13 protein-coding genes and 1 riboswitch are annotated in these 13,185 nt (G+C 65.8%); of the genes, 6 read left to right on the top strand and 7 right to left on the bottom strand.

Annotated elements, in window-relative coordinates; genetic code table 11:
* Positions 1-3 precede the first annotated feature (3 nt).
* Positions 4-969: a histone deacetylase family protein gene (locus FR728_RS02730; RefSeq protein ID WP_149891104.1), complete on the bottom strand. Its 966-nt coding sequence runs from the start codon at positions 967-969 to the stop codon at positions 4-6.
* A gap of 183 nt (positions 970-1,152) precedes the next feature.
* On the opposite strand from FR728_RS02730, the gene FR728_RS02725 reads away from it, so the two are divergent.
* Positions 1,153-2,502, top strand: a complete 1,350-nt coding sequence (locus FR728_RS02725) for an MATE family efflux transporter (protein ID WP_244304359.1) — start codon at positions 1,153-1,155, stop codon at positions 2,500-2,502.
* 57 nt (positions 2,503-2,559) lie between these two features.
* Here the strand turns inward: FR728_RS02725 and FR728_RS02720 are convergent, their stop codons facing one another.
* The gene (locus tag FR728_RS02720) at positions 2,560-3,657 is read right to left on the bottom strand and encodes a quinone-dependent dihydroorotate dehydrogenase (protein ID WP_188318827.1); all 1,098 of its coding nucleotides are present in this window, start codon (positions 3,655-3,657) and stop codon (positions 2,560-2,562) included.
* Positions 3,657-4,001 (bottom strand): DUF952 domain-containing protein, encoded by a 345-nt coding sequence (locus FR728_RS02715; RefSeq protein WP_149891102.1) that lies wholly within the window; start codon positions 3,999-4,001, stop codon positions 3,657-3,659. The genes FR728_RS02720 and FR728_RS02715 overlap by 1 nt, the downstream gene beginning before the upstream one ends.
* Positions 4,002-4,220: 219 nt before the next feature.
* On the opposite strand from FR728_RS02715, the gene FR728_RS02710 reads away from it, so the two are divergent.
* Both FR728_RS02710 and FR728_RS02705 read left to right on the top strand, forming a co-directional pair.
* The gene (locus FR728_RS02710; protein ID WP_149891101.1) at positions 4,221-4,865 is read left to right on the top strand and encodes a S24 family peptidase; all 645 of its coding nucleotides are present in this window, start codon (positions 4,221-4,223) and stop codon (positions 4,863-4,865) included.
* Between the two features lie 87 nt (positions 4,866-4,952).
* A complete protein-coding gene (locus FR728_RS02705) occupies positions 4,953-5,819 on the top strand; it encodes a thermonuclease family protein (protein ID WP_149891100.1) in 867 nt (288 codons plus the stop codon).
* 36 nt (positions 5,820-5,855) lie between these two features.
* Here FR728_RS02705 and FR728_RS02700 read toward each other — a convergent pair whose 3' ends face one another.
* Both FR728_RS02700 and FR728_RS02695 read right to left on the bottom strand, forming a co-directional pair.
* Positions 5,856-6,431, bottom strand: coding sequence for a YigZ family protein (locus tag FR728_RS02700; protein ID WP_149891099.1), 576 nt, complete (start codon positions 6,429-6,431; stop codon positions 5,856-5,858).
* Entirely contained in the window at positions 6,431-7,525 is a 1,095-nt protein-coding gene (locus FR728_RS02695; protein WP_149891098.1) for a 2'-deoxycytidine 5'-triphosphate deaminase, read from the bottom strand. The genes FR728_RS02700 and FR728_RS02695 overlap by 1 nt, the downstream gene beginning before the upstream one ends.
* A 138-nt stretch (positions 7,526-7,663) precedes the next feature.
* Positions 7,664-7,743: riboswitch (SAM riboswitch) on the top strand.
* A gap of 40 nt (positions 7,744-7,783) precedes the next feature.
* Between FR728_RS02695 and FR728_RS02690 the strand changes: the two genes are divergently transcribed.
* Positions 7,784-8,983: an O-succinylhomoserine sulfhydrylase gene (locus tag FR728_RS02690; protein WP_149891097.1), complete on the top strand. Its 1,200-nt coding sequence runs from the start codon at positions 7,784-7,786 to the stop codon at positions 8,981-8,983.
* A gap of 432 nt (positions 8,984-9,415) precedes the next feature.
* Here FR728_RS02690 and FR728_RS02685 read toward each other — a convergent pair whose 3' ends face one another.
* Entirely contained in the window at positions 9,416-10,021 is a 606-nt protein-coding gene (locus tag FR728_RS02685; RefSeq protein ID WP_149891096.1) for a CDP-alcohol phosphatidyltransferase family protein, read from the bottom strand.
* Between the two features lie 192 nt (positions 10,022-10,213).
* Here FR728_RS02685 and apaG point away from each other — a divergent pair, with 192 nt between their 5' ends.
* Positions 10,214-10,615 (top strand): Co2+/Mg2+ efflux protein ApaG, encoded by a 402-nt coding sequence (gene apaG, locus FR728_RS02680; RefSeq protein WP_149891095.1) that lies wholly within the window; start codon positions 10,214-10,216, stop codon positions 10,613-10,615.
* Positions 10,616-10,687: 72 nt separating this feature from the next.
* Here the strand turns inward: apaG and FR728_RS02675 are convergent, their stop codons facing one another.
* On the bottom strand, positions 10,688-11,101 hold the full coding sequence (locus tag FR728_RS02675) for a tellurite resistance TerB family protein (protein WP_149891094.1): 414 nt from the start codon (positions 11,099-11,101) through the stop codon (positions 10,688-10,690).
* A gap of 229 nt (positions 11,102-11,330) precedes the next feature.
* Between FR728_RS02675 and FR728_RS02670 the strand changes: the two genes are divergently transcribed.
* Positions 11,331-12,989, top strand: a complete 1,659-nt coding sequence (locus FR728_RS02670; RefSeq protein ID WP_149891093.1) for a lysine--tRNA ligase — start codon at positions 11,331-11,333, stop codon at positions 12,987-12,989.
* The last annotated feature ends 196 nt before the right edge of the window (positions 12,990-13,185 follow it).

Here is a 13,185-nt window from a genome sequence, read left to right as displayed (position 1 = left end):
CGGTCAGACCGCCTGGCGGTCGGCGCCGGGTGCGCCGACCCCACCCGATGCACCCGGCCTTTCTGTTGCAGACAGGGCGTGCATGACCCGATGGAGGGTGGCATGCCGGTCGGAGAGTTCGTCCATGTCGGTGGAATATCCGCCACCCAGGACGCCGGCGACCGGCAGCCCCGCCGCGCGCAGGCGCGAGATCACCAGCCGGTCCCGCCGCGCCAGACCTTCCCGGGAGAGGGAAAGCCTGCCCAGCCGGTCGCCCTCCCAGGGGTCGACCCCGGCATTGTAGAAAGTAATGTCGAAGGGGCCCATCTCGAGAACCCGCTCCAGCGCCAAGGCGAGCGCGTCCAGATAGGCCTCGTCCTCCAGGCCATCCTCCAGATCCAGATCCAGCGTCGAGGGCACCTTGCGCACCGGATAGTTGCGCCGGGCATGAAGCGAGAGCGTCACCACGCTCGGATCACCGGAAAAGATCTCCGCCGTGCCATCGCCCTGGTGCACATCCAGATCAACCACGAGGGCGCGCCCGATGACACCATCCGCCTGCATCACGCGGATCGCGACGGCCACATCGTTGAAGACGCAGAAGCCTGCTCCCTGCCGGCGGCGGGCGTGATGGCTGCCGCCCGCGGTGTTGGCGGCTAGCCCATGGTTGAGCGCAAGATAGCCGGTCAGGACCGTGCCCCCCGTCGCACAGCGGGCACGCAGGGACACATCCTCCTTGATGGGAAAGCCGATCTCCCGGGCAATGGCTGCTGGCACCTTGCACCCGATCACCGCATCCACATAGGCCGGGTCATGGGCGAGAGCGAGCCATTCGAAGGGGGCCGGGCGCGGCTTGACGAAGCCACCGGCCGCGACCAGCCCCTCCCCCACGAGCCGGGCGGCGAGCGCCCGGAACTTGTCCATCGGAAAGCGATGTCCCTCGGGCAACGTGGCGCAATAGGCGGGGTGATGAACGATCGGCAAGGTCATGAGAAACCGTTATAGGCTTGCCGCCAGTCGGGGAAAGGGGGATCGAGAACCCATGCCCCTCCTTCCTCCGCTGAATAACGGTCGATGCAGGCGGCGGACGTCACGGCTTGACCGCCCCTTGCGGCGCGCCTACGAAGATCCGGCCTGCTCATCGCCGGTCTTCTCCGGTCTTCCGAGGTTTCCGTGACAATTTCCCCCTCCGCTTCGCCCCAGGTGCGTGCCTTTGCCGTCACCCATCGCGGCATCCTCAAGGTCGCCGTGCCCATGACGCTGGCCTATCTGTCGACGCCCATTCTCGGCGTGGTCGACACGGCCGTCATCGGACGGCTGGGAGATGCAGCGCTTCTGGGTGGGATCGCGGTTGCGAGCATCCTGTTCGATCTGGTCTTCACCACCTTCAACTTCCTGCGCTCGGGCACCACGGGCCTGACGGCGCAGGCGCTGGGTGCTGACGACGACCGGGAACTAAGGGCCACCCTGTTGCGCGCCCTGATGTTGGCAGCCCTTGCCGGTCTGGCGGTTCTGGCCCTGCACCCGCTGTTTCTGGAACCGGGGCTTCGCCTCATCGGCGGCAGTGCCGAGGTCACCGCCGCCGCCCGGCGCTATTTCGAGATCCGCATCCTGTCGTCGCCGCTGATGCTGGCCAATTACGCCATTCTCGGCTGGGTTCTGGGCCTGGGGCGCGCCGGCACAGGCCTGGCGCTCCAGACCCTGCTCAACGGCTGCAATGTCGCCCTGTCGATCGCCTTCGTGGTCGGGCTCGGCTGGTCGGTGGAAGGTGCAGCCTGGGCGACCGTCCTCAGCGAGCTCGTCGCCTGTGTGGCCGGTCTTGGCACGGTCGCCTGGATCGGGCGCGGCGGGCGCTGGCCCTCGCGCGCCGAACTCCTCGATGCGACCGCCTTCCGGCGGATGATGGGCGTCAACCGGGACATCATGATCCGGTCCTTCAGTCTGCTCTTCGCCTTCGCCTTCTTCACCCGGCAGTCGGCCTCTCAGGGGGACGGGATCCTCGCCGCCAATGCGATCCTGGAGAAGTTCTTCCTGGTGGGCGGCTATTTCCTGGATGGACTGGCAACGGCAGCCGAGCAGCTGGCGGGGCGGGCCATCGGCGCCCGCTATCGTCCGGCGTTCGACCGGGCCGTGCGGCTGACCTCGCTGTGGAGCTTCGTGCTCGCCGCCCTTCTGGCCGGCTTCTACGGGCTCTTCGGTCCGGCGCTGATCGACATGATGACCGTCTCCGCCGGAGTGCGTGCGCTCGCCTATACCTACCTGCCCTGGGCCGCCGTCACCCCCTTGTGCGGGGTTCTGGCCTTCCAGATGGATGGGGTGTTCATCGGCGCGACCTGGTCGCGGGAGATGCGCAACATGATGCTGGTGTCCCTGGCGGTCTATCTGCTGGCCTTCGCGACGCTCTTCCCGCCGCTCGGCAATCACGGGCTCTGGCTGTCGCTGGAGATCTTCTTGGGCGTGCGCGGACTGACCCTGCTCGCCCTGTGCGGCAGGCGCCGGGACGAAGCCTTCGCCCCGGCATGAGCGCCACGGATCAGGATCCGGGCACTTGAGTGTGTCGGACCAAGATCCGGAGTTCTTCTATTCAGTCGGATCCAGATCCGACCAGGGCACCACATTGCTGTCGCGGGCTTCGGCAAGGCTCGACATGCCATAGCGGTCGAGCCGCTCGGTCAGGCCGGCGAGGATTTCGCTCACGAGCGCGGGGCCCTTGTAGGTGAGCGCAGAATAGAGCTGCAGCAGGTCCGCACCGGCCGTGATCTTGGTCCAGGCGGCTTCCGCGCTGTCGATGCCGCCCACGCCGATGATCGGGAGCTCCGGCCCGGCGAGACGTCGTGCCTTGGCCAACATGATGGTGGACCGGCGGAAGAGCGGGCGCCCGGACAGGCCTCCCGCCTCCCCGGCCACCGGATCCGGCGACAGCCCCTCGCGGGACAGGGTGGTGTTGGAGACGATCAGGCCGTCCACCTTGTGAGCGAGCACCTCCTCGACGATTTCGGCCAGTTCCTCTTCCAGGACATCCGGAGCGATCTTGAGAAGCACCGGCACCTGACGTCCGAGGCTCTGCGTGCGCGCATCACGGGCGGCCATGACCGCGCCGAGAAGCTCGGCCAGGGCGGCGCGGGCCTGAAGGTTGCGCAGGCCCGGCGTGTTGGGCGAGGAAATGTTGACGGTGAAATAGCTGGCGAGATCGGCAAAGGCCTCGATGCCCGCCACATAATCGGCGACGCGATCGGTCGCGTCCTTGTTGGCGCCGACGTTCACGCCGACGATGCCGCGCGCTCTCGCCCGGCGCTCGAGGCGCTGGCGCAGGGCGGCGTGGCCCTCGTTGTTGAAGCCGTAGCGGTTGATCACGCCCTCATCGGCCGGCAGACGGAAGACACGCGGCTTGGGGTTTCCCGGCTGCGCGCGCGGGGTGACGGAGCCGACTTCCGTGTGACCGAAGCCCAGCGCCAGAAGCGCGTCCGGCACCTCGCCGTTCTTGTCGAAGCCGGCGGCCATGCCGAGGGGATTGGGGAAGTCGAGATCCCACAGGCGGCTTGCCAGGCGCGGATCGGTCTTGCGGCAGGCCCGTCCACCCAGTCCCGCCTTCAGGGCCTTGATCGTCACGACATGGGCCTTTTCCGCGTCCATCTGGTGCAGAAGGCCAAGCGCCAGGCCGTTGAACAGGGATTTCATCATTGATCCAGCTCCGGAAACTGGTGGTTGCCATCGGCAGCCATGGGCAAGGGCTTGACCCACAGGGCGAGCGCTGGGTCCAGCGCCCCATAGAGGTGGGGGAAGAGCGCCCCGCCGCGGGACGGCTCCCACTTGAGGTCCGGCCCCAGCGTATCCGCATCCAGCGCGACCAGCAGGAGATCATCCTGACCGGCGAAATGCTTGGACGCCGTGACATGTACCTGGGAGGCATCGGAGAAGTGGATGTAGCCGTCGGCAAGGTCCACCGGTGCCCCCGCAAAGGATCCTGCGGCAAGGGCTTCCTGCCACAGGGTTTCAGACAGGATCTTGTAAATCACGCGCATGGCCGTTTCCCTCGCCGTCCGTCACTCGGGCAGCCTGCCCGGTCAAAGCCGGCGGACCCTAGCGCCGGCAGCGCGCCGGCTCAAGTCACCGCATCGGCCGGTGGCCCGGGACGCTGCGGATTTTCAGGGGATTTAAGGCTTTGACGATGGTCGGCAAGCATCACTAAGCTCGGATCGAGGGATATATTCCTGTTCAGGAAGCGGGAGCGGAGATCAACCATGCTGTCCCATACCCAGGTCTGGGCCGCCATTGATGCGCTGGCAAAGCGTCACGGGCTGACGCCGTCCGGCCTCGCCAAGCGGGCCGGTCTCGACCCGACGACGTTCAATCCCTCGAAACGGATCGCAGGCGACGGGCGCCCCCGCTGGCCCTCGACCGAATCCCTGTCCAAGATCCTCGAGGCAACGGGCGAGCCGGTCTCGCGCTTCGTGGCAGGCCTCGACCCGGATGCCCCGGCACCCGCACTGCGGCCCGAGAGCTTTTCGGGCATTCCCCACAGCACCTTCGGCGTCGAGACAACGGCCGAGTTCGATCCGGACGGGCTGCCCGCGGGCCCGAACTGGGAACCCCTCGACCTGCCTGAACCAGCCACGCACACGCTCTTCGCCCTGAGCGTGGAGGGCGACGCCCTGATGCCGGTCTACCGCCACGGCGACATCGTCGTCATCAGCCGGGACACGCCGGTGCGCACCGGCGACCGGGTGGTGGTGAAACCGAAGAACAGCCAGCTGACCCTGTTATGTCTGGAGCAACGCACCCGGAGCGCGTATGTTTTCAAGGCGCTGAGCGGTGCTTCGGCACGCATGCGCCTTGCCCATGACGAAGTGGACTGGATCGGCCGGATCGTCTGGGCGACCCAGTGAGCCTCCGCAACCGGTCGGACCAGGAGATACGGGCCATGCCCTCCCCCCATCGCAAGGATCTGCCGGGATGAGGCGGCGACAGGCGCAATGAGTTCTCGTGGACTGGTCCTTCCCCTCGTTCTGATCGCAGGATTCGGCGGCCTCGTGGCCTGGCTCAAGCTTGCGCCGCCCCCTGAGGCCCCGGTTGCCCCGGCCACAGTGCGCGAGCCCGTGGTGCCGTCTCCTGCCAGAGAGAGTTGGTCAGGTAGCGAGAGGCCTGACGGAGCACTCGCAAAGGTTCCCCTGCCCGACACCCTGCGCAACGTTGCCCCCGAAGGCATCGCCACTCCCCAGATCACCGCTCCCCTTGTTCGCGTCGAAGCCAGGCTTCCGGTTCTGGAACAACCCAAGCCGGACCCGGAAGTGGAAAAGGGACCGCTGATCGTCCTTCGCCGTCCGCAAGTGGTGAGCGCCGGCATTCTGAGCGGCAACGGGCTTACCCTGAGGCTCGCCCATGTGAGCCCGCTGGCGCCTGAGGCAACATGCCCGACGGACGAAGGATCCTCCTGGCCCTGTGGCGCCCGTGCCCGGACGGCCTTGCGAGCCGTGGTGCGGATCTATGCGCTGACCTGTCACCGGCTTGAGGATCTTGGTCCGAGAGAGGTTCTGGCAAGCTGCAAGCGCGGGGATCTGGACCTTGGCCGCTGGCTGGTGCGCCATGGCTGGGCCCTGCCTGCCGACGAGGCCCCGGAGGATTTCGCCGAGCTGGCGGAGCAGGCACGTCTGGCGGCAGCCGGTCAATGGAGGCGCAGCTGGACCCCGCTTGATGGCGCAGACACGGGCGAAGCCGGCGCGACCTACGTGCCGCTGCGAGGCCCGGAGGCGGAAGCCTCCTCGGCCTCAGCGTCACCGTCAGGCGGCCTTTCGGATCTGGAGCTGCTCCCGGGTCTGCTTGCCCCGGTTCGCGAGCCTTAGATGCCTGATCCCAGCCCGAACTGAGCGCGAACGCAGCTACATGCGCGCGGGCCAGCTCTCCGACAGGCGAGCGAGATCATCCTCCGGGCCCTCAAGGGTCAGGGTCACGCCACCGGCATCAAAGGCCCGGTCGACGATCGTGACGGGGGCGAGACCGACGTCCCGCTCCAGCTCTGCCGTGCGCGAAAAGCTGGCGGACACCCGCCGGGACCCGAGTTTCACGAAAGGAAGCAGCTCCGCGTTCTGGATGGCATCCGCAGCAGCGCCCGAATAGGCTCGAGCCAGCCCGCCGCCCCCCAGCTTCGTGCCGCCGAAATAGCGCACGACGATCACGCCAGCATTGACCAAACCCGCGCCGGCAAGGACCTTGAGGGTCGGCATGCCCGAGGTGCCCGAGGGTTCGCCATCGTCCTTGCCGATTTCCTCGATGCGGCCATCGTCATGCAGCCTCCGGAAGGCATTGACGAAATGACAGGCCTTGCGATGCTCGGCTCGAAGCTCCGTCATGCGATCGTCAAAGCGCTCGAGGGGCATCAGGAAAGCAAGGAACCGAGACTTCCGGTCCTCCAGAAAGCCTTCGAATTCGCGGGTGATGATCGTTCGAGACGCCATCACATCCTGAAATGCTTGGAGAGCTTCAGGGCCTGGCCCTGATAGTTGGAGCCGATGCCCTCGCCGTAGAGGGTGCGGGGCCGTTCGGCCATCTTTTCATAGACGAGGCGGCCGACCGTCTGGCCGTGCTCCAGAATGAAGGGCACGTCGTGGGAGCGGACCTCCAGAACGGCGCGCGACCCGATGCCGCCGGCATGGGCATGGCCGAAGCCCGGATCGAAGAAGCCTGCGTAATGCACGCGGAACTCGCCGACCAGAGCGTCGAAGGGCACCATTTCCGCCGCATAATCCGGCGGCACATGCACGGCTTCCTGGCTGACCAGGATGTAGAATTCGTTGGGGTCGAGGATCAGCTCGGGAGCACCGCGACGGTACAGCGGCTCCCAGAAATCGAGGGGATCCTGCGCGCCGGGCTTGTCCACATCAATGAGACCGGAATGGTGCTTGGCGCGGTAGCCGACAAGCGATCCCTCGCCCTTGCCTTCCAGATCGATGGACAGCTGCACGCCACCACCGATGCGCTGGTTGCCACCGGTGACCAGCGTGTGCTCCCGGTGCACCATCTGCAGGAACTGGTCCGAGATCAGGCTGTCGCCCCGGCGGAAGCGGATCTGGCTCAGACGCGACCCGCTGCGCACGAGAATGGGGAAGGTCAGCGGCGAGATTTCCGCATAAAGCGGCCCGGAATAGCCGGCCGGAACGGTGTCGAAGGCCTGACCGTGGTCGGTGATCACGCGGGTGAAGACGTCGAGCCGGCCGGTCGAGCTCTTGGGATTGGCCGTGGCGGAGACATCGCGGGGAAGCGCCAGGGTCTCCTGCAGGGGGACGATATAGACGCAGCCCGTCTCGAGAACCGCACCCGCGCCCAGATCGACCGTATGCAGCTTCAGGCTCTCCAGCCGTTCGAGCACCGTCGTTTCCGGGCCCGGCAGGAAGCTGGCGCGCACCCGGTAGGCCGTGTGCCCCAGACGCAGGTCGAGGCTGGCGGGCTGGATCTGCCCGGTCACGGGCGCTTCGGCGGCGAAGATCGAGCCCTCTGCAAACATCCGTTCAATGGCCTGAACCGGCAAGATGCCCGAAACGTCCGTTGTCATGTTGTGCCCCGGCTCTCCAAACGTCCCTCTGGCGTGATTGCCACACGCCCTTAACCCGTGATTAGCCCAAAGAGCGGAGCCCGCCAACCGCTATTGCGGTGCAACCGTTGACCCGGGTAAACTTTTGGCCTATGCAGCCTCATACCTCGTGGTCATTTGAGCCGGCCGGCTTGCAGCCACGTTAAACAAGTCGCTAAACAGGCCGGGATCCAAAAGACCCCGGCTCACGGCCGGGTTTTTCTTTTGGAGTAGACGTCCATGACCACCCGCGATCCCAACGAGACCAAGAGCTGGCGCCCCGCCACCACGCTCGTTCACGGCGGCACCACCCGTTCCCAGTTCGGCGAGACCTCCGAAACCCTGTATCTGACCCAGGGCTTCGTCTACGAGGATGCCGAGTTTGCCGAGCGCCGGTTCAACGGCGAGGCTCCGGGCTTCGTCTACTCGCGCTATGCCAACCCGACCGTTGCCATGTTCGAAGACCGGATGAAGATGCTGGAGGGCGCGGAAGCCGCCCGCGCCACCGCATCCGGCATGGCGGCCGTCAATCTGGCCATCATGTCCTCGGTCAAGGCCGGAGACCACGTGGTGGCGGCCAAGGCGCTGTTCGGCTCCTGCCGCTACATCGTCGAAACCCTGCTGCCGCGTTTCAGCGTGGAAAGCACCCTTGTCGACGGGACGGACCTCGACCAGTGGAAGGCCGCGGTGAAGCCCAACACCACCGCCCTCTTCCTCGAAAGCCCGACCAACCCGACGCTGGAAATCATCGACATTGCAGCTGTCGCCGAGATCGCCCATTCGGTCGGGGCGCGGCTCATCGTCGACAATGTCTTTGCCACGCCCATGTTCCAGTCTCCGCTGAAGCTCGGGGCCGATGTGGTGGTCTATTCGGCCACCAAGCACATCGACGGCCAGGGCCGCTGCCTGGGTGGCGTCGTGCTCTCCGACGAGAAGTGGATCACCGAAGAAGTGATGCCCTTCGTCAAGCACACCGGCCCGCACATGAGCCCGTTCTCCGCCTGGGTGCTGCTGAAAGGCCTGGAGACCCTGCCCCTGCGGGTCGCCCAGCAAACGTCGAGTGCCGCGAAGATCGCCGATCATCTGGCCGGCCAGTCCGCCGTGTCGCGCCTGATCTATCCGGGCCGGGACGATCACCCGCAGGCCGAGATCGCCAAGCGCCAGATGACCGGCGGCTCCACCATGCTGGCCTTCGAGATCGCCGCCGGCAAGGAAGCCGCCTTCCGCTTCCTCAACGCGCTGGAGATCATCAAGATTTCCAACAACCTGGGTGACGCCAAGAGCCTGATCACCCATCCGGCGACCACGACCCACCAGTCGATCGGCGCGGAAGCTCAGGCGGAACTCGGCATTTCCGGCGGCCTTCTGCGCCTGTCGGTCGGTCTGGAAGACGCCCAGGACCTGATCGAGGATATCGAAACGGCGCTGAAGGCGATCTGATCCGCGCCGATCATCCCCAGCCTGTCTGAAAAGCCCTCCCCTGTCCTCGCGCGGGAGGGCTTTTTCATGTCGCCCGCCCGGTGCGCGAGGGACGTTGGGTCCAACGCGGGTGCTTGGTGCGGGTGCATGGTGCGGGTGTGAATTTGCAATGCGTCCGGCATCCTCGGCTTCTGCGCCGATGCTCCTGACCTTGTCCTGGCAGACTGGATGCTCGGGACAGCTCGAGCATGACGACGGAGAGGCAACGACAACGGCGCGCGGAATCCAAGGCGTGCCGACCACCCCACCTCCGTCACCCCTGCGCAGGCAGGGGGCCAGTAATCACCCGCGCTCGCTTCCGTGAGCTGCATGCGGCGCCGGGGGGACTGGATCCTCGGCAAAGGGCCTAGGATGACGGCGGACAGGCAAAATATCTGGTGGCCGGTGCGCCCCTCACGACAGCAGCCGTGCGCTCAGGACGGCGCGGGCGCCTGCCGAGACGAAACACACGGCGGCGAAGCCCCAGGCGAGCGCCGGGAATGCTGCGGGAAACACGCACATGAGGCCGAAGAGCGCGATGGTCTCGGCGCCTTCCGCGATGCCGGTGAGATAGAAGAGCGACTTCTGACCCTGAGCGTCGGTCGAAAGCCCGCGCTTTTCCGCCATGATGGCGAAGGCAAGGAAGGCCGAGCCATTGGCATAGAAACTGGCGAGCAGGACAGAGCCCGCCAGCGCGTTGGACGCCGGATCGGCGAGCGCGAAGGCCAGCGGAACACCGCCGTAGAAGAAGAAATCCAGCACGATGTCGAGATAGCCGCCCCGGTCGGTCCGTTCCGTCTGGCGGGCGATGGCGCCGTCCAGACCGTCGGCCAGACGGTTGAGCGCTATCAGCACCAGGCCGATCCAGAAGGCCCCGAGGGCGATGGCAAGACAGGCGAGCGCGCCGAGCGCAAAGCCTGCCAGAGTGACCTGCGTGGCGGTGATGCCGCGCCGGACGAGAGGTGTGGCCAGTCGCGCCAGCGGCGGATCGATGAGAGGGCGCAAACGGGCGTCGAACATGGCAGGCTCCAGGGGCGTGCTCACCGGCAGGTGGGTTCATGGCCGCCCAAGGCTCGGTGGCCGCGGGTGCAGAGGCTCTTTTTCCAAGATTCCGTCCCGCTCACGCAAGGCCGGTGCTTTCAACTTTCGCTCAAAGATCCTATAAGCCTGCCGCTGAGACCCAGTCAGTCCAGATCGAGAAGAATCGAGCACGTGTCAGGACAGTATCGCGCAACCACCCAGGGCATCGCCGTTTCCGTCGAACCGTTCTATCTGGATGACGAGAGCGATCCGGAACAGGGCCACTATGTCTGGGCCTATATGGTCGAGATCCGCAATGACACGGACACGCCCGTGCAGCTGCGGAGCCGGCACTGGACGATCGTCGATGCACTGGGACGCAAGGAAGAGGTCGAAGGCCCGGGCGTCGTCGGCGAGGAGCCGGTGATCGAACCCGGCGACACCTACGAATATTCCTCCGGCTGCCCGCTGAAGACCTCGTCCGGCATCATGTCGGGCACCTACCGGATGGAGCGGGAGGATGGTTCGTCCTTCGACGTGATCATCCCCGCCTTCTCCCTCGACCTGCCGGACGCAGTTCACATCATCAACTGATCAGGCCGCGCAAGGGACCGAGGCGGAGGCGGTGAGGGTGTCCTCCCGCCTGACCGCGTCTTGCTGGCCCGTTCAGGCGCGCTTGTGGCGAGCAAGGGCACCGCGCTCGATGGCCGCGACGGTGAGCTTGTCGAGATCGAAGCGGTCGCGCAGCAGCTGAAGCACGCGCAGTTCCTCGCGCGACACATCCATGTCCGCCGCCGCAACATCCACCGCGAGCGCATAGGCCGTGTCGTAGAGGCGAACGGGCAGCACATCGGCAATCAGCGCCAGAAGGTCGGACAGGCCGTTTTCCCCCTGCACCCTTTCGCCGCAACGCTGGGCGGCGGGCAGCACGTCGGCCGGGTCGAAGCCGTCGAAGACCGGAAGGGTCTTGGCCATGTCGCCGATGGCGGCGAGTTCGCTGTCGGTCATCTGGCCGTCGGAGGCCGAGGTGAGGACCATGACGTAGATCAGGGCTTCCTGGATGCTGATAGTCTCGCTCATGCCGCGTGCAATGCCTCCTCGCAGGTTCGGCCGGCGCACCGACCCCTCAGTCGCCTCGAGAGGTAAGCCCTCACCCGTTTACATTCAAGCGAGTTTCTCGAGTTCGTCGTTGACGCAAGCCCAAGGCTTTTCTAGTGTCGCCGCGCTTTCGCCCGGCCGGATCGCTTCCCTGCCAGAAGGCGGAACGCACCATTCCCAAAAGACAGAACAACCTTAGAAACAGACCATCATGACCGAACGATCCCTGCCACCGCTTGACCTTTCGCCCGAATTCGTCGAGGCCGCCCGGACTTCCAAGGCCTGGCCCTTCGAGGAAGCGCGAAAACTGGTCAAACGGGTCGAGAAGCGGGATCCGTCGCAGCCGGTGCTCTTCGAGACCGGCTATGGTCCTTCGGGTCTGCCCCACATCGGCACCTTCGGCGAAGTGGCCCGCACCACCATGGTCCGCACGGCCTTCCGCCTGCTGACCGAAGACAAGATCCCGACGCGCCTGCTGTGCTTCTCCGACGACATGGACGGGATGCGCAAGATCCCGGAAAACGTGCCGGACCGCAAGGCGCTCGAGCCCTACCTGCAGATGCCGCTCACCGTCGTGCCGAACCCCTTCGGCGGCGACTACGAGAGCTTTGGCCATCACAACAACGCCATGCTGCGCCGGTTCCTCGACACGTTCGGCTTCGCCTACGAGTTCGCCAGCGCGTCCGAGTATTACAAGGCCGGCAAGCTGGACGCGATCCTGCTCAAGGCTGTGGCCAAGTTCCAGGAGCTGATGGACGTGATGCTGCCGACGCTCGGCGAAGAGCGCCAGGCGACCTACAGCCCGTTCCTGCCGATCTCGCCCAAGTCGGGCCGCGTGCTCTACGTGCCGATGAAGAAGGTGGATGCGGAAGCCGGCACCATCACCTTCGACGACGAGGACGGAACCGAATACACCGTGCCGGTCACCGGTGGAAACGTGAAGCTGCAGTGGAAGCCGGACTTCGGCGCCCGCTGGGCCGCGCTCAACGTCGACTTCGAGATGTTCGGCAAGGACCATGGGCCCAACATGGGTCTCTATGACCGGATCTGCGAAGTGCTGGACGGCACCCCGCCGGAGCATTTCGTCTATGAACTGTTCCTGGCCGATGACGGCGCCAAGATCTCCAAGTCCAAGGGCAACGGCCTGACCATCGACGAATGGCTGACCTACGCCCCGACCGAGAGCCTGGCGCTCTTCATGTACAACAAGCCGAAGACCGCGAAGAAGCTCTACTTCGACGTGATCCCGAAGGCCGTGGACGAGTATTACGCCTATCTGAACGCCTATGGCCGGCAGGATGCCGCCGCACGTCTGAACAACCCGGTATGGCACATCCATTCCGGCAATGTTCCGACCGTGGACATGCCGGTGTCCTTCGCCATGCTGCTCAACCTGGTGTCCGCCTCCAACGCGGAAAACAAGGATGTGCTGTGGGCCTTCATCACCCGTCAGGCGGCGGGCGTTACGCCGGAAACCCATCCGGAGCTGGACCAGCTGGTCGGTTTCGCGATCCGCTACTTCGACGATTTCGTCAAGCCGAACAAGCAGTTCAAGGCTGCGGACGAGGTCGAGCTTGCCGCACTGAAGGATCTGGATGCCGCGCTGGCGGCCCTGCCGGGCGATGCGGATGGCGCCGTGATCCAGGATGCGGTTCTGGATGTGGCCCGCAAGATCGAGCGTTATCAGGACCAGACCAAGAAGAGCCCCGACGGCGGCCCCGGCGTCTCGGTCGCTTGGTTCTCCGCGCTTTACCAGCTGCTGCTGGGCCAGGAAAAGGGCCCGCGCTTCGGCTCCTTCGTGGCGCTCTACGGCATTGCGGAAACCCGCGCGACCATCGCCAAGGCCATTGCCGGAGAGCTGGCAACGTAATCGCAGGCACACACTCGTAACATGAGAAAGGCGACTCCCGACACGATCGGGGGCCGCCTTTTTTCTTTATGGATCAAGGCCTTCCGGGAGCCAACGTTACTCACGGCTTGACCGGGGACGCGCTCGCTTGCAGAGCTCCCGAAGGGGCCCCGACCCCGTCCGCAAGGAAGGGACGTGTGGCGGCGTGGAATGGATC

Source organism: Roseibium aestuarii (assembly GCF_008477545.1).
Lineage (GTDB): Bacteria > Pseudomonadota > Alphaproteobacteria > Rhizobiales > Stappiaceae > Roseibium > Roseibium aestuarii.
Note: the sequence above shows the minus strand (reverse complement) of the source record. Positions and strands in the feature narration are given on the sequence as shown.

Excerpts from the sequence above, each read along its gene's own strand:
- FR728_RS02695 (WP_149891098.1), bottom strand. The coding sequence starts at position 7,525 with ATGACAACGGACGTTTCGGGCATCTTGCCGGTTCAGGCCATTGAACGG.
- FR728_RS02685 (WP_149891096.1), bottom strand. The coding sequence starts at position 10,021 with ATGTTCGACGCCCGTTTGCGCCCTCTCATCGATCCGCCGCTGGCGCGA.
- FR728_RS02710 (WP_149891101.1), top strand. The coding sequence starts at position 4,221 with ATGCTGTCCCATACCCAGGTCTGGGCCGCCATTGATGCGCTGGCAAAG.
- FR728_RS02720 (WP_188318827.1), bottom strand. The coding sequence starts at position 3,657 with ATGAAATCCCTGTTCAACGGCCTGGCGCTTGGCCTTCTGCACCAGATG.
- FR728_RS02715 (WP_149891102.1), bottom strand. The coding sequence starts at position 4,001 with ATGCGCGTGATTTACAAGATCCTGTCTGAAACCCTGTGGCAGGAAGCC.
- FR728_RS02700 (WP_149891099.1), bottom strand. The coding sequence starts at position 6,431 with ATGGCGTCTCGAACGATCATCACCCGCGAATTCGAAGGCTTTCTGGAG.
- FR728_RS02730 (WP_149891104.1), bottom strand. The coding sequence starts at position 969 with ATGACCTTGCCGATCGTTCATCACCCCGCCTATTGCGCCACGTTGCCC.
- FR728_RS02675 (WP_149891094.1), bottom strand. The coding sequence starts at position 11,101 with ATGAGCGAGACTATCAGCATCCAGGAAGCCCTGATCTACGTCATGGTC.
- FR728_RS02705 (WP_149891100.1), top strand. The coding sequence starts at position 4,953 with ATGAGTTCTCGTGGACTGGTCCTTCCCCTCGTTCTGATCGCAGGATTC.
- FR728_RS02690 (WP_149891097.1), top strand. The coding sequence starts at position 7,784 with ATGACCACCCGCGATCCCAACGAGACCAAGAGCTGGCGCCCCGCCACC.
- FR728_RS02670 (WP_149891093.1), top strand. The coding sequence starts at position 11,331 with ATGACCGAACGATCCCTGCCACCGCTTGACCTTTCGCCCGAATTCGTC.